Below are 15726 nucleotides of genomic sequence, written 5' to 3'. Positions count from 1 at the left end.
AAACACAATATTTTATTATTTTGTATTTTAATATGAAAAAAGCGCTCGTGTTTTTTTGGTTGATATTTTTGTTCTCTGCCATCGGGTATTTGTTCTGGTATAATGACATCGTTTACCAATTGCCCACTCCAATTCCTAAAGCTTACAAAGCTATTGAAAGCGGAAAACTGATCGTTAATAAAGCCTTAAACCATAAACATCGTAAACCTGTTTTTCTCCATTTTTTTAATCCGGACTGTCCCTGTTCAAGATTTAACATGAAGCATTTTAAATCATTGGTTAAAGAATATGGCGATCGTGTCGATTTTAGGGTAGTGGTCCTGAGCCCAAAATCTTTTACTGCAGAAAGCATCCAGGATAAGTTTGGCCTTCAGATCCCAATACTATTCGATGAAAGCCTGGCTGCAGCTTGTGGGGTGTATTCTACCCCTCAGGCGGTTTTACTAGACCAGAACCAACATCTGTATTATCGTGGGAACTATAACACTACTCGCTATTGTACCGATGAAAAAACCAGCTTTGCAAGAATAGCACTGAATGGTTTGTTGCAAAAACAAACAGGATTGGTGTTTAGTCAGGCCGCTTTAAAATCCTATGGTTGTACGCTGCCAAACTGTAAATGATCATTAACTTTTGAACTGATGTAAACCATGATATCAAACCCTCATTCATCTATTTCTGATAGCCAAAACCGCTTACTCTTTATGGGCGTTAAGGAAAGAGCCGATCGTTTAATGAATTACTTTTTGTGGGGGTACTTCATTGTGGGGCTTATCTTCGCGCAATTTTATGATACCTGGTTGATTGCAGTTGGAGTAGGAGGACTTTCCTTACTGGCTTATTATTCCGCAAAATACCTTTTACCATCATCAGATCTTTATCAATATGTTTTAAGCGCAGTGCTGGGTATTTTTATGGCACAGTTTATCTACCAGATGCATGGGCTATTCGAAATGCATTTCTTTGCCTTTATTGGGAGCGCTTTGCTCATCAGCTACGAGAAATGGAAACTGCAGATACCAATTCTCATAGTGGTGATGGTTCATCATGCAGTATTTGGTTATCTGCAAAATAGTGGGGTCAGTGGAATCTATTTTTCACAGTTGGATTATTTCGATCTGCAGACCTTTATCATTCATATTTTATTGGCTGATATGATCTTTTTTATCTGTGGATTATGGGCTTACCTCCTCAGAAAATCGAATGAAAGACAGGTGATTCAAACTTTAGCCATGGCCGAACTCCAAAAGGAAGCGCAACTCTCCCAGGTTCGGAAACAGAATGAAGAGGTATTGGAAAAGGCCAATGAGCAGTTGAAACTGTCTAATCTGGCATTGGAAAAAGCAAGGACTGAAGCTGATAGGGCCAATCAGGCCAAAAGTATTTTCCTGGCTAATATGAGCCATGAGATAAGAACTCCGATGAATGGGGTGATGGGAATGGCATTGCTTTTAAAGGAAACAGAACTGAATAAAGAGCAATATATGTTTGCTGATGTGATTGCGAATTGTGGCGAATCTCTGATCAATGTAATCAACGATATCATGGACTTTTCCAAAATAGAGTCCGGTAATATGGAGTTAGAATCTGAAGATTTCAATTTGCGAAAATGTATTGAGGATGTCCTGGATATATTTGCAGTTAAATCCGCTGAACTTCAGTTGGAATTAATTTACCTGATTGAAGAAGATGTTCCTGTGCAAATTGTTGGTGATCAGCTTCGATTGAGACAGGTGCTGGTAAATCTGATTGGTAATGCGATGAAATTTACCCAGGAGGGGGAGGTTTTTGTAGTCGTTTCTATGGGGAAAGATTTACAAAATGGACAGTTCGAACTCGAGTTTGCAGTAAGGGATACCGGTATTGGAATTGCGGCCGATAAACTGGGTAATTTGTTTACCTCTTTTTCACAGGTCGACTCTTCTACCACCCGGAAGTATGGCGGTACTGGTCTGGGCCTCGCCATCTCAGAAAAGCTGGTTAAATTGATGGGTGGACAAATCAATGTGGAGAGCACACTGGATCAGGGATCAACTTTCACATTTAAGGTGCAGACGGCAATTGGAACGAAGTCATTGATTCCATATACCAATTACAGTATGGTTGAACATGCTGGAAAAAGGGTGCTGGTAGTGGATGATAATGCGACAAACCTCAGCATCTTAAACAGGCAGTTTAGCCATTGGAACTTACAACCAATATTGGCCAGTTCGGCTAAACAGGCATTATCTATATTGTCGCTCAATCCGGCAATCGATTTGGTAATTACAGATATGCAGATGCCTGGAATGGATGGGGTGATGCTGGCCAGGTTGATGAAGGAGCGTTATCCATTAATTCCAGTTATTTTGCTCAGTTCTATCGGTGAAGAATTTGAAGAGCGTCAACGAGGTTTGTTTTATTCGGTCATGACTAAGCCTATCCGCCAGCATGTTTTGAGTAAACAGCTTTCAAATGCCTTGCAAATCAGAAGTCAGGTAGAGGTAGAAGATCGGATGTTAAGCAATAAATTGTCTGCCGACTTTTCCATAAATTATCCTTGTACATTGCTGGTTGCAGAGGATAAAGTGGTTAACCAATTGGTCATTGTTAATATTCTTAACCGATTGGGCTATCAACCAGACCTGGTGAAAAATGGAGAAGAGGCCATTGATGCAGTATATGGTAAAGATTACGACATTGTCTTAATGGACATGCAAATGCCAGTAATGGACGGCTTAGAGGCAACCCGACTGATCAGAAAAAAACAATTTAAACAGCCCGTTATTATTGCACTAACCGCCAATGCATTAAAAGGCGATGAACAGGATTGTCTGGATGCCGGAATGGACGATTATATTGCTAAGCCGATTCGCCTGGAAGAATTGATGGATAAACTTGAAAAATGGTGTAAATAGGCCTTATCAGGCTATATTCTCCAGACAACGCATCACCTCTTCCTTTTTGCGGCTCGACACCTGTATCTTCTCTCCATTTTCCATTTGCAGATAGCCTTCCCTGTAGTATTTTTTGACATAGGCAAAGTTCACCATATAGGATTGGTGGCATCTAACGAAGCCGAAAGGATAAAGCAGTGGTTCATATTCCTTAAGTCCTTTGGAAACCAAAATTTCTTTAGCATCAATGAGCACAAAGGTAGTATAGCCCTTGTCGCCCTTACAATACATGATTTCCTTAATCGCGACCACCTCAATACATTCAAATGTTTTCAGGGCGATGCGTTTGTTGAGGGATACTTCCTGAGAAAGGTAATAGTCCTTAGCGATAGCCAGCTGTTGCTGATCAAAAGATTCCTGCTTTCTGTAATTAAAGCATTTGTCAAGTGCAGTGCGCAGTGATTCCTCATCTACAGGTTTCAGCAGATAGCCAAAAGCCCCGAGGTTAAGTGCCTGTATCGCATACTGGTCAAAGGCTGTGAGGAAAATCACCTGAAAGTCTGAGGTACCAATCTGATCAAAGAGGTTAAAGCTATTTCCATCTTTCAGCCTGATGTCTGCCAAAATGATATCTGGTCTGAGGCCAGGAATTTCCTTTGCTGCCTTTGAAATTTCGCTAGCATAGCCAATCACCTCTACGTAGTCAATTCGTTGAACAATTTGCAGAATGTCTTGCAAAATACGGGCTTCGTCTTCAAGTATATATAGTTTCATCTGTCTTAAATTTACTCAATAATCATTGGAATCATGATTTCCACACGAACCCCGGTTCCTGCGTTGCTATTTTTATCTATGAGGTTAAAATGTGCCTTTTTACTGTAACTTCCAAAAAGCACCTCAAATCGCTCTGAGATGATGGTTTGTGAAAGGGATTGTTTTTTCTGTTGTCCGGTGGCTTTCGTTCCCAACCCGCTTCCATTGTCTTCAATGACAATCTTTAATTGGTCATCGCTCAGCTGAAAGGAAATATCCAGATTGCCCTTATAGTCGATGTTTCTGAATCCATGTTCAATCGCGTTTTCAATGAAAGGTTGGATCAACATGGGCGGAATTAAGGTCTGATGGATGTCTAACTCCTCATCAGCGGAAATCCTGTAATCAAAAGCTCCGGTATAACGCATTTGCTGAAGCTGAAGGTAATTTTTAAGGGTACTGATCTCTTCCTCAATGTCAATAAAATCCTTCCGGTTTTGTTCCAGTATTGCTCTGAGCAGAGCTGAAAAGGCTCGCAGATAACGAACAGATTCCGCAGTGTCGCCAGCCGAAATAAGGCCTTGCAAGTTTGCAATGGCATTAAATATAAAATGAGGATTGAGCTGGGCTTGCAGTAGTTTCTGCTCCATTTGTAAACGCTGGTTTTCGGAAGCCAGTAATTTGTTTCTATCCCTTAAACGAATCTGACGATACACAATGATAAACATGGAAACAGCAGCCAGAAAGATAATCAGCAACAGGAAAAACGACCAGCGCTGTTGCCTGATCACCTCTTCGTTAAGTTGATTGCGGGCATTGAGTGCTTTAATGCTTTGGTCCTTTTTCTCAACTTCGTACTTTTCATTCATCTCCGCAATATTTCCTGCTTCAATAGCGCGATTATTTCGCTCTCCAATCTTGTAGACAGAGTCTGCTGCAAGTAATGCAGACTTATAATCTCCTTTAAGTTTATAGGCATCAATCAGTCCCTGATAATGTACTACTCTTCTTTTTCCAGCTGGATTTTTTTGCTCCAAAGCGATCCCGGCTTTATAATAAAAGATCGCTGAATCTGCCTGGCCATCCTGGACGAAGGCAGTAGCGAGATTGTTATAAGCGATGTCATTTAAATTGTCAGATTTTTTCAGGTAACTGAAGTATTTTCGACTGGCTTCGAGTGCTTTGTCTGACAGGCCTTTCATGCTGTAGATCTGAGCCTGATTGTCGTAGGTACGCGCAAGGGCAAGGCTATCCCCAAGGCTTCTGGCTAGTTTTCTCGCCTGACCATTGTAATAGGTCATCTTATTATAATCTGCCAAACGCGAAGCTAGTAAAAATGATATGTCAAAGTAGCGCTGTTTGATCGCCTTGTGGTTCTTGAAAGGGTGAGCCTGGAAGTATTTTGCAGAATATTCCAGAGATTTTTCATTGTTGTGGTTTTGAAAATAAGCTTGTGCTACCAGATCATAATAGCGATAGCTGATTTTGCTGTGGTTTCGTTCAGAGGCTTTCAAGCCTGCAAAAATTTTATTCATTAAACTCGCCTCAACCGTAGAAGCATGATTCAGCATCTGCGAATACATAGCATAATTCTTCAAGAGCTCTGTTTCATCATTTTTCCTGGTACTGGTCATCCTGGCGTATTCAGACATCGCGCTGTCCAGTTTCTTTTCCAAAGCGAATTTTCTGGCCCTAAAATAATGGTAAAAGGGACCCTTGTCTTCAGCTTCAGCTATTGAAAGAAGGCTGTCCTGGGCCAGGATTGTAGCATTGGAATGCGCTGTAGAAAGTGTATCGAGCGAAATAATTAAGGAGAGATATGCCTCCGGAGTTTTTATGGTGTTGCTACTGACTAAGGCTGGCCTGGTGTCTGGAGATCTATCTCTACAGCCTAACACACATAAGGCAGTCAGCGAGGCAATTAACAAATGAGCGTGTTTGTAAATGATCTTCATGAGCTTAAAATCTGCTTTATCGCCTGAGTTTTGCTTTCAGCTTTAAATATATCAATACTACTGAAAATGGGAAAGGACCTATCCATATTCGGCAGGTTTGAATCCATATCCGTATAAATAATTAGCCCCATTCCTTGTTTCGCAGATTTTTTAATTTCTCTTACGAATATCAGATGAAATGCCCCGAATCTGGGTTTAGTGTTTTTCCCTCTCTTTTTTCTCCGGAAATTCAAATTGAAAAACAATGGTCATCCACCTATTGAAAACTAAATTTTTAACCTTTTATCTAAAAACTATGAAACGTTTATTTATCGCATTAGTATGCACAGCAATGGGCTTTAGTGCCATGGCATCAGAAGTATCGCCAGCCAAAACCCAACCTCTATCTAAAAAAGCACTGGACGTTAAAGTGCTGGAAGTAAAAGCTCCGGAAACAAAAGCTGTTGAGCAAAGTAAAATACAAAAAAGAAAGACCACTAAATATGTTTTTCATTTAACCTGTGGAGACGTTATCGTGAATGTTTACAACGATGCAGTGAACGTTCCAGGAGTAATGAGCGGTATTTGGAATCATTTCAACGACCAGAACTGCAAATAGTATCCTCTGGTTTGCTTAGATCAGCAAAAGGCATTGTCTTTTGCTGATCGTCATCATTAAAAAAAAGGTGGGTGGCCTTTTTAAATTTTAGCGCATATGAAAAGATATTATAAGCTGGGCTTAGGGGCGATTGTATTTTGCCTGCTTTGCGGATTTACAGACAGCATCAGTAATACCCAACTACCACCCGTTTCCATCGCATATTACCGGTTTAGCCATATCAGAGACTCTACACAAAGTGGAAATGTCTGGACCGAACAGTTCTTGCTCGCTTTCGATGCAAATCGAAGTGTTTACCTCAGTGAAACCAAACATACTCAGGATTCTGTGAACCGTGCCATACTCAAGGCTGCGGAAGAGAGTGAAAGCGATGAGATCGACATGGGAACTTTCGTACCAACTACGCCGGAAAGAATCTATGCCGATCAGCAGAAACGAGCGGTCATCAAAAATTTCAATGGCAACAATTACCTGATTACTACAGATGAAGGTAAAATCGACTGGAAGATTTCTAAGGAAACAAAAGAGATCCTCGGATATGTTTGTCAGGAAGCTACAGGCTTGTGGAAGGGCAGGGTATATACCGCATGGTTTACGACCGATATTCCGGCTGGATTTGGGCCATGGAAATTGAATGGATTACCCGGACTGATTTTGGAGGCTCATGATCAAAGTGGTCGCATTTCTTTTACCTGTACCGGACTATCCCTTGCTGGGAAGCTTCCTTCCGAAATCTCTATAAATTTACCAGAAGGACTAACCAGAACCACTGCCGCCCAATACGAGCGCATGGAGAAGGCTTACGGAGAGAACCTTGATATGGATGCTTTTGATCCTGCAAGTGTGACCCTGATGATGAATAATGCACAGTCTGCAAGCGATTCAAAAAAAGCCTTCAAGGTAAATTTTCCTCTGGAACTGGATAAATAAAAGGGGCATGCCAAAGCAAGCTTTTTCTTTGTTTTTATTCCTGATGATTCAGGCTACGCTGTGTTTTAGTCAGTCGCGGATTTCCGGCTCTGTAAAAGATACGGCCGGGCTTTCCATTAATGCGGCCTCGGTAACCATTACCGACCAAAACGGAGCAGGAATTCTCTTCTCCAGAACGGATGCTCATGGGAAGTTCAGTATTGAAATTCCCTCACGGACAGACTTATTTCTTAAAGTTTCAGCTATCGGATTTAAGCCTTTTTCCCTTGCGCTGAAGGATGCTGGCGTCGAAGAATTATTGCTGAGGTTAGTCGGAAATGTGACCAGATTGCAGGAGGTTGCGGTGAAGTCCTCTAGCCCGATCAGCAAATCTAAAGATACGCTCAAATACAAAGTGAGCCATTTTAGAGAAGGACAGGACAGGGTAATTGTTGACGTGATTGCAAGGATGCCTGGCATTCAGGTGGATGAAAAAGGTGGGATCAGCTATAATGGCAAGCGGATTTCCAAGGTATATATAGATGGGGAAAACCTGTTGGATAGAAACTATAAACTGGCTACAGGGAACATCCCTGCCGGGGCGGTAGAGCAACTGCAGGTGATAGAGGCAGATCAGCCCATCAAAGCGCTCAATGGATATGTCTTAAGTGACGATGTGGCGCTAAATCTCACGCTCACAGATAGTGTCAGAACCGTTATCACCAGTAATGCCCAGCTTGCTGCCGGAAACCAGGCCTACTATGGCGAGCTTTCCAGCATGATGTTTAAAAAAAAAGCCAAAGCCATTTCCGTATTCAAAGCCAATAATATCGGTCTGGATCTGTTGGACGAAATGGAAGAAGTTGGGGAATCATCCGCTAATGAACTCAAGGCCAAAAGCCCGCAACACTATCTTTCCATGCAGAGCGAAGTTATTCCGGATATCCAGCAGAAGTATTACCTGATGAATGATGATTTTTCGGGCAGTATCAATCCGCTTTTCTCCATAGGAAAAGACTGGACCATGCGTTTAAACCTCAGTACCTCCCAGCTCAAACGTAAGTATCGCTTCAGCAATTCCCTTGCATATTTTTTAGCCAATGCTGATACGATCCGTTACAATGAGCAGCAGGACAATGTTTACCGCTATCAGAATTGGAACATGAAGGCGCAGGTCGAGAAAAACAGCCCTAATATTTACTTACGCTCGCAGACCAGTTTGGACCTGCCCAAATGGAAACGAAATGGACAGACTATTCAAAATGACCAGTCTTTTAAGCAGGGGCAACCCTCAAATGATCATTCTATAAGTAATCTGACTACCCTGGTTAAAGCATTAGGTAAGGAAAGTGTAATGGAGTATAGAAGTTTAGTTCAATACCAGAAAACAAATGAGCAATTGCTCATCTCGCCGGGCATTCATGAGGAAATATTAAACAGCGGAGCAGAGTATTTAAAAGCTGCCCAGCAGGTATTTACAGAGGAGCTGGTCATTGAGCAAAACATCGCTTTCAGGAAAAGAATCAGTCAACTGGTTCTCTCTGCCGCGGCTGAATTTGCTCTGGAAAAGAATCAGCTGCTCAGTCATCTTGGAGTAACGAATCTGGCAGGAGAGGAGTATATACCAGGTACTACATTTCGCAATGATATCGATTTTCAGCATGTTGAATTGAGGGGTAATTTATCAGCCCTTTATCAGTTTAAAAATGGATCATTGAACGTATCCGCTGCTCCCGGTTTAAACCATATCACTTATCAGGATCACCAAAAGCAATCGGAGTCAAAACAACAATATTTTGTTCCAAATCCTGCGCTTAGCTTTCGCCTTAATGCAGGAAAGTTTGCGCAATTGCAGTTAAATTATTCCTCGGAAACAGAATTTGGTGAAATAAAGGATATTTATTCCGGAGCGATACTGGTCAACTTCAGACAATTCAATTCTAATGATGTTCCGCTACCCAGAACTGATCATCAGAACCTGTCTGCCAGGTATAGCTATCGTAGACCGATTCATATGTTTTTCTACAATCTTGAACTCAGTTACCGATCTTCAAAACAAAACTATATTAGCGCATTTACAATAGACAGTGGCCTTACCAAAGCCATTGCCGTAGATTTCGACAATAGAACAGCGCAGTTCAATTTCGGTGCAAATTTATCTAAATATATCTTTTTCATCGGGACTAACTTTTCAGTCCGGGCAAACCTGAACCTGCAGAAGGGGAATACGCTTTATAATAATGAGGTCAATCCATTTAAAGCCGTACAACTGAATGCAGGAAGCTCCCTGAGGAAAAAAATATCCAGGGGAATCAGCCTTGCAATGATGTATGATTATATGCAGATGAGCAATCGTCAGCAAGCCTTAAATGAGCGACTGGAAACGCTGGTAGAGCGTCATCAACTTAAGGCGGAATGGAACCACAGGATTAGCAACAGGTTATTCTACCAAATCAATTATAGTATGGTAAACTTCAGACAATCCCTTCAGCGACCTACCAGCAATAATTTTTTTGACGCCAGCCTGAGGTATAACCTGAAAAAAAGTGGGGGTGTTTTTGAACTACAGTGCATCAATGTGTTAGGGCAGAATTTATATTCACAAAGCAGTTCCAATGCCAACGAGCTTTCCAGATATGAGGTGCCACTAAGGGAACGTACCTTTCTTTTTAAATATAGTTTTAGTTTTTAGAATTGTTGGAATCAGACTCAGCAGTTATATCTGGAGTTTTGATGGATGATAAAAACAAAAAAGCCTGAAATCTTAAGATTCCAGGCTTCGGAGATTTATTTTAAAACTTCCTCCAGTTTACGTTCCAAATCGGCTCCCCTAAGGTTCCTTGCAATGATGACACCATTTGGGTCAACAAGATAATTAGCTGGGATTCCCTGAAGTCCATAATAGGTAGAAACTTCATTTTTCCAGCCCTTCAAATCAGAAACTTGGGTCCATGGCATGTTATCGTCTGCCACAGCTTTCTTCCATTTCTCTGCATTGTCATCTAGTGAAACACCCAAAACGGTAAATCCTTTAGGGGAATACTTATGATAAGCCTTTACTACATTCGGGTTTTCAGCACGGCAGGGGCCACACCAGCTTGCCCAGAAATCAACCAGAACATATTTCCCTTTCAAAGAAGAAAAACTTACCGGTTTTCCAGAAAGATCATTTTGTGTAAAATCGATCATTTTCTGTCCGTTGCCTCCTCTTTTAAGCACAGCAAGTGTGGTTTCCAGTTTTTTGCCTGAAGGAGTTGCTCTTAACGCAGGACTCAAAGATTGGAAGAGTTTTTCCAATTCTAAATAATCATTACTGTAGCCCATGTTTTTAATCTGATCAATACTGACATAACTTTTAGGATGACCCGCTATAAAGGCTTTAGTAAGTTGATCCTTTTCTTTATCCAGTCGGTTCATTCGATCTTCAATCCCTTTAAGGGCTACACTGTCTTTTCCCTTTTCCGCCAGGTCATATTCTTTATAGAGTGCTTCCAATTTAACTGTTACAGGTTTCTCCATGGCCTTTAAGGCATTTAGCTCCTGCTGGGTTTTTCCTCCGGTTACCACAAAATTTTTGGGTGACGAAAGTTTACCTTTAATGGTCAAAGGAACGTTTTCTACATATACTGCTTCCCCAAAAGTAGCCTGGTCAGAAAAGTACAATAATTCAGGTCCGGCTGTAGTGGTACCTTTATAGCTGAACTTGCCTTGCTTTACGGCTGCTGAATCCCTTTTGCCTCCAACAGAAATGTAAATATAGGGGCCCTTTAAGCCTGAAATATCACCATGGACAGTATAACTGTTTTTGTGCGCCATTGTTTTTTGTTTGTGCTGTGCGCCTGCACCTAAACTAAGCCCCATAAGGCTTAAAAGAATAATTTTCTGTTTCATAATTAAAATTTAATAACCAGGGTTTTGTAAAATAACACCAGCAGAGGCATCAACACTGACCTGCGGGATAGGTAAAATCAATTTATTTTCGTCTTTAAGGCTTGCTTTTATGGCCTGAGCCTGTACATCTTTATTGGTAATGTAGCGGACAATATCGAACCAGTCTTCTCCTGATTCTGCGCCAAGTTCCAGTTCCTTTTCAGTTCTGATCAGACCCAGTAACTCTGCTTTTCCAGCTGCTGAAACTGTTCCAACACCTCGTTTTGTTCGCAACGCATTCACTGCAGCAAGCGCATCGGCTAAGTTTCCACCACCTCTTCTGGTCTCTGCCTCAGCATAAATTAAATAGGCTTCTGCCAATCTAAAATAGTATTCTGTATCGTTGCGGCTTCCATCCACACCCTTGCTAAATTTTCCATTGCCATGCCATTTTGCAGGATCTGCAGGATCTCTTGTTGTTTTAACAATAATCGCCTTTCTTGCATCATTGGCTAATAAAGTAGTGTAACGGTCGGAAAGAATGTAACCTCCCAACGTATAGTAATAAGTTTTACCATTTTCATAATAGATATTGTTGTTATTGGCGAAAGTAATAGCGGCCAGAATCACCTCATCGGAATGGTATTTGTCTATTTGGAACATATTGACAAAGTTCGAACTTAAGGTGGCTGGTCCATTCATCACTTCCCTGGCCAGTAATGCGGCAGCAGTATAATCTTTTTTATACAAGAGTACCTTGGATTTTATTGCTTTGGCAGCCAGTTTTGTCGCATAACCTTTGATTGTTCCAGTGGCATAATCCGGACAGTTTTTGATGGCTTCATCCAGATCTGCCAATATAAATTCATAAGAGGTTTTTACATCTGCACGCGCCGAAATAGGAAGATTGGGTTTGTCTTTAATCTCAATTCCAAATTTAGAGTTGATGTCCCAGAATTGCCCAAACAAGCGTAAGGTATAAAAATGGGCTAAAGCCCTTAGGAATCTGGCCTCCGCAACAATTCCGAATTTTCGGGGATCAGTTACCTTAAGTGCCGTTGTTTTTTCAATAACAAAGTTGGCCGTCTGGATCATGGCATAGGGCCCTGCGTACAGAGAGCTGTTCAAAGTAGAATTATTTGGCATCACATCATTATTGATATAGGGAGCCAAACCTGCAGAGGTAGAAGTTAGGTTTACACCCATTAAACCTGCATAAGCCGGAAGATAAAAAGCCAGGGGTTCATCCCTTAAACTGTAATAGGTGCCGGCAAGTAATTTATCTGCAGAGGGAATATCTGTGACTACTGTAGATTCGTCTAATTTATGTTCTGGTTTTAAGTCGGTTACATCTGTTAGTTTACAGGCCTGTACCATGACCATTAATAAACAGCTGAAATATATATAGGTCTTTTTCATCATTAAAATTTTAAATTCATACCAAAAGTGATACTTCTTGTCTGAGGATATGTTGCGGTATCCCTACCATGATCGGTAAATGAGTTTTCACTATTCACTTCAGGATCCAGTCCTTTATATTTTGTCCAGGTAAATAGATTGGTCATTCCGGCAAATATCCTTACCTGTGAAACATGGAGTTTTTTCAATAACTCGTTCTTCAACAAATAGCTAAGCTGTACATTTTTTAAGCGAAGGAAAGAAGTCGACTCTATAAATCTGTCATTATTCGTATCTGTATTTTGTGCGGGTCCATTGATGACATTCCGGGGTTGATCTGTATTGGTATGCTGAGGTGTCCAGGCATTAAGGACAGCTTCAGATACATTGAGCTGATAGCCATAAAATGAATCCGGGTTTTGTTCCCTTTGTGCTTTGCTACCCACATCGAATTGGAACAAGCTGCTCAATTCGAAGTTTTTATACCTGAAAGCATTGCTCCAGCCGCCATAATACTTTGGATTTTGTGCATAACCAAGGATCACACGGTCATTGCTATTGATCAGTCCATCGCCGTTCACATCTACATATTTTACATCACCAGCTGAAGTTTGTGAGTTTTGGTAAAATGCGTTCGGATTTCCGGACTTGGCTCTTGCTATGGCATTTAGTTGGTCAACTTCTTCTTTTGTCTGATAGAGTCCATTAGTTCTGTACCCACGGATCCCATTTAATGGTTGTCCTTCTGTTAGGAGCAGGGTTCCATAAAGTGCCGTTCCGTAGGTTTTCTCTACTTTATTTTTGTTAAAAGTGATATTGAAGTTGGAACGCCATGAAAAATCAGTACTATTTACAGGAGTCCCGCTAAGGCTGATTTCCAATCCCTGATTGCTGACATCTCCAAGATTTTTCGTCTGAAAAGTATAGCCACCAGAAACCGGGATACTTGGGCCGGTGATCAGGCCTTTGGTATATTTCTTATAGTAAGTCAGGCCGGCAGTTAGTCTTGATTTTAGAAAACTCAGTTCCAATGCCGCATCTGTTTGGGTAGTGCTCTCCCAGTGAATGTCCGGATTCGGTTGTCCGCCATCGGGATTTGCCCTCAATCCGTTAATGCCATTATAAAAATAGCCGGTATTGAATAAGGTCAGGAATCCAAACCCACCAAATGCAGAAGTACCGGTTTTACCAATGGTGAATCTCATTTTTGCATCATCAATAAAATCGAGTCCCTCCATAAATTTCTCTTTGGAAAAACGCCAGGCCACACCTGCAGAAGGGAAGTAGCCCCACTGGAATTCTGGTCCGAACTTCGTGGAGTTATCAGCTCTACCACTTAATGTGAGGTAATATTTTTCATCATAGTTGTAATTGACCCTCATAAAATAAGACTCTAGTCCGCTGCTTTCAGAATCACTGGAATAGCCGCTGATCGAACCTGCCGATCCCAGGTTGTTGAGCACTTCATCATTAGGGAAATTAATGCTGCTCACATTGGTGTAATTGCTTTTGTTTAAGGTCCAGGACGCCCCGGCAACGGCATCAATGCGGTGTTTGTCAAAAGCCTTCGTATAGCTTAGGGTATTGTCAAAGATCCGGTTGGTGTATTTAAACATCTTATCATATCGGCTACCTTTCTGGTCGTATTGAGATTCCGCCAGCATCCAGCTTGGCGTATAATTATAGCCAGTATTGTCATTGATGTCATACGATAAGGATGACCTTGCTTTTAATCCCTGAACGATTTCAAGCTCTGCATATATGGTGGCGAGTAAGCGCTGACTCTGGTTGATATCGGTGACTTGTTTGGCAGCTAATGGGTTGTCTGATTGTCCATCATTGGCATAGCTTCCATCGGGATTATATATGGGTAGATCAGGTCTGTAGGTGGCTACACCATAATTGTTGTAGAGGATGGAAGAGCCTCCGGTTTGTCGGATTGAACTATAATTCATGTTGGTTCCAATTTTGAATAGATCAAAAACTTTGGATTCTACATTTGCACGCAAAGAATAGCGTTTAAATCCTGTGTTCACCAAAATGCCCTTTTGGTCTGTTAAACCTGCAGAAAATCCATAATTGGTACCGCCGTCAGTGGAAGCCCCAAGCAAGCTCATATTTATATTTTGTACCACACCAGTTTGGGTAACTGCTCTTTGCCAGTCTGTGTTTCCTGTTCCAGGAAATGTTTCATCATCTATGGACTTTCCAGCAGCAGCATAGGTGTCTTGCATAAATTTCACATAATCAGGGCCAGAAAGCACCTTGTAAAATTTGTTCTGCTTGTCGATGGAGGCATCATAGTTGAAGCTAAAAACAGGTTTCTGCCCGGCCTTTCCTCTTTTTGTGGTTACAATCACCACACCGTTTGCAGCCCTGGAACCATAGATCGCAGTTGCCGTAGCATCTTTGAGGATTTCTACATTCTCAATGTCGTTAATGTCTATTCCTGCTAATGGATCCATCAGCCCATTGGCTGGTGCAGAACGCAAGGCATCCGCTCCACCACCATTGTAAAGTTGGACAGGGATTCCGTCAATCACAAATAAGGGGTCATTGACACCAGAAACCGTAGACATTCCCCTAATTCTGATGGAAGCTCCTGCTCCAGGAATACCATTGGGTCTGCTCACCTGTACTCCGGCTGCCTGGCCAACAAGGCCCTGAGTAAAGTTGGTGGCAACCTGCTTACGCATATCATCGGCATTGATGGTCGCAACAGATCCTACAAGGTCTTTTCTCTTGGTGGTTCCATATCCCACCACTACTACATCCTCCAAAGCTGCCTGGTCTTCAGTAAGCTTAATGTTGAGTTGGGTGTTGTCATGGACGGCAACTTCTTTGGTCTTATATCCTAAAAAAGAAACCACCAGGATGGCATTCTCTTCTATATTGTTCAACTCAAATTCTCCACTGGCATTGGTTTTTGTAATTCTGCCCGAATTTTTAACCTTGAGGGTAGCTCCAGATAATGTCCTGCCGTTTTCATCAGTAACTTTCCCCTTGATATGAATCGCCTGAAAAAAGGTGGTCAGCAATTCAACAATTGATTTTTCCTTTACTCGGATTACAATGGTTTTATGATCAATCGTATAGGTGAAAGGTTGATTACTCAATACTTTATTTAATACAGTCTCTAATGGAGTGGCTTTAAAGTCGGCATCAATATTCCTTGCTGCTTTTAATTTTTCGGGTTGCCAGAGTACGTTATAGCCGGTTTGGGTTTTAATGACTTTAAAGACTTCTTCTAAAGCCATGTTTTTTTTATGTAGCGTAATCTGTTGTCCGTAACTCCCTGCGCTGACCTGTAATATAGTGGCTATGGTCAAAAAGATGGTTAGTCTCATGATAAACAGGATTTTTTTTA

The 15726-nt window shown here is 41.4% G+C and carries 10 protein-coding genes; 5 read left to right on the top strand and 5 right to left on the bottom strand.

Annotated features, from left to right (window positions below):
* Window positions 1–32 precede the first annotated feature (32 nt).
* Both R2Q94_RS16645 and R2Q94_RS16640 read left to right on the top strand, forming a co-directional pair.
* Entirely contained in the window at window positions 33–623 is a 591-nt protein-coding gene (locus tag R2Q94_RS16645) for a TlpA family protein disulfide reductase (protein ID WP_316822597.1), read from the top strand.
* Window positions 624–704: 81 nt separating this feature from the next.
* The gene (locus R2Q94_RS16640; protein ID WP_316822596.1) at window positions 705–2897 is read left to right on the top strand and encodes a response regulator; all 2193 of its coding nucleotides are present in this window, start codon (window positions 705–707) and stop codon (window positions 2895–2897) included.
* Window positions 2898–2903: 6 nt separating this feature from the next.
* On the opposite strand, the gene R2Q94_RS16635 is transcribed toward R2Q94_RS16640, so the two are convergent.
* Complete coding sequence (locus R2Q94_RS16635; RefSeq protein ID WP_316822595.1) at window positions 2904–3650, bottom strand: LytTR family DNA-binding domain-containing protein; 747 nt, start codon at window positions 3648–3650, stop codon at window positions 2904–2906.
* Window positions 3651–3661: 11 nt separating this feature from the next.
* The gene (locus R2Q94_RS16630; RefSeq protein ID WP_316822594.1) at window positions 3662–5584 is read right to left on the bottom strand and encodes a histidine kinase; all 1923 of its coding nucleotides are present in this window, start codon (window positions 5582–5584) and stop codon (window positions 3662–3664) included.
* A gap of 295 nt (window positions 5585–5879) precedes the next feature.
* On the opposite strand from R2Q94_RS16630, the gene R2Q94_RS16625 reads away from it, so the two are divergent.
* The 3 genes from R2Q94_RS16625 to R2Q94_RS16615 all read left to right on the top strand — a co-directional run bounded on the left by R2Q94_RS16625 (window position 5880) and on the right by R2Q94_RS16615 (window position 9783).
* Complete coding sequence (locus tag R2Q94_RS16625; protein ID WP_316822593.1) at window positions 5880–6182, top strand: hypothetical protein; 303 nt, start codon at window positions 5880–5882, stop codon at window positions 6180–6182.
* Between the two features lie 96 nt (window positions 6183–6278).
* Window positions 6279–7112 (top strand): GLPGLI family protein, encoded by an 834-nt coding sequence (locus tag R2Q94_RS16620; RefSeq protein ID WP_316822592.1) that lies wholly within the window; start codon window positions 6279–6281, stop codon window positions 7110–7112.
* Window positions 7113–7119: 7 nt separating this feature from the next.
* On the top strand, window positions 7120–9783 hold the full coding sequence (locus tag R2Q94_RS16615; RefSeq protein WP_316822591.1) for a carboxypeptidase-like regulatory domain-containing protein: 2664 nt from the start codon (window positions 7120–7122) through the stop codon (window positions 9781–9783).
* Window positions 9784–9878: 95 nt separating this feature from the next.
* On the opposite strand, the gene R2Q94_RS16610 is transcribed toward R2Q94_RS16615, so the two are convergent.
* Genes R2Q94_RS16610 through R2Q94_RS16600 form a run of 3 tightly spaced genes read right to left on the bottom strand, consistent with a single transcriptional unit; the run spans window position 9879 to window position 15706 of the window.
* Entirely contained in the window at window positions 9879–10982 is a 1104-nt protein-coding gene (locus R2Q94_RS16610; RefSeq protein ID WP_316822590.1) for a TlpA disulfide reductase family protein, read from the bottom strand.
* 9 nt (window positions 10983–10991) lie between these two features.
* Window positions 10992–12380 carry a RagB/SusD family nutrient uptake outer membrane protein gene (locus R2Q94_RS16605; RefSeq protein ID WP_316822589.1) on the bottom strand — a complete coding sequence of 463 codons (1389 nt, stop codon included), beginning with the start codon at window positions 12378–12380 and terminating at the stop codon, window positions 10992–10994.
* Window positions 12381–12382: 2 nt separating this feature from the next.
* Window positions 12383–15706: a TonB-dependent receptor gene (locus tag R2Q94_RS16600; RefSeq protein ID WP_316822588.1), complete on the bottom strand. Its 3324-nt coding sequence runs from the start codon at window positions 15704–15706 to the stop codon at window positions 12383–12385.
* Between the last annotated feature and the right edge of the window lie 20 nt (window positions 15707–15726).

The organism is Pedobacter gandavensis (assembly GCF_032678465.1).
In the GTDB taxonomy this organism is placed as follows: Bacteria; Bacteroidota; Bacteroidia; order Sphingobacteriales; family Sphingobacteriaceae; genus Pedobacter; species Pedobacter gandavensis_B.
This window is presented reverse-complemented; position numbering and strand designations above follow the sequence as displayed.

Excerpts from the sequence above, each read along its gene's own strand:
- R2Q94_RS16645 (WP_316822597.1), top strand. The coding sequence starts at position 33 with ATGAAAAAAGCGCTCGTGTTTTTTTGGTTGATATTTTTGTTCTCTGCC.
- R2Q94_RS16640 (WP_316822596.1), top strand. The coding sequence starts at position 705 with ATGGGCGTTAAGGAAAGAGCCGATCGTTTAATGAATTACTTTTTGTGG.
- R2Q94_RS16635 (WP_316822595.1), bottom strand. The coding sequence starts at position 3,650 with ATGAAACTATATATACTTGAAGACGAAGCCCGTATTTTGCAAGACATT.
- R2Q94_RS16630 (WP_316822594.1), bottom strand. The coding sequence starts at position 5,584 with ATGAAGATCATTTACAAACACGCTCATTTGTTAATTGCCTCGCTGACT.
- R2Q94_RS16625 (WP_316822593.1), top strand. The coding sequence starts at position 5,880 with ATGAAACGTTTATTTATCGCATTAGTATGCACAGCAATGGGCTTTAGT.
- R2Q94_RS16620 (WP_316822592.1), top strand. The coding sequence starts at position 6,279 with ATGAAAAGATATTATAAGCTGGGCTTAGGGGCGATTGTATTTTGCCTG.
- R2Q94_RS16615 (WP_316822591.1), top strand. The coding sequence starts at position 7,120 with ATGCCAAAGCAAGCTTTTTCTTTGTTTTTATTCCTGATGATTCAGGCT.
- R2Q94_RS16610 (WP_316822590.1), bottom strand. The coding sequence starts at position 10,982 with ATGAAACAGAAAATTATTCTTTTAAGCCTTATGGGGCTTAGTTTAGGT.
- R2Q94_RS16605 (WP_316822589.1), bottom strand. The coding sequence starts at position 12,380 with ATGAAAAAGACCTATATATATTTCAGCTGTTTATTAATGGTCATGGTA.
- R2Q94_RS16600 (WP_316822588.1), bottom strand. The coding sequence starts at position 15,706 with ATGAGACTAACCATCTTTTTGACCATAGCCACTATATTACAGGTCAGC.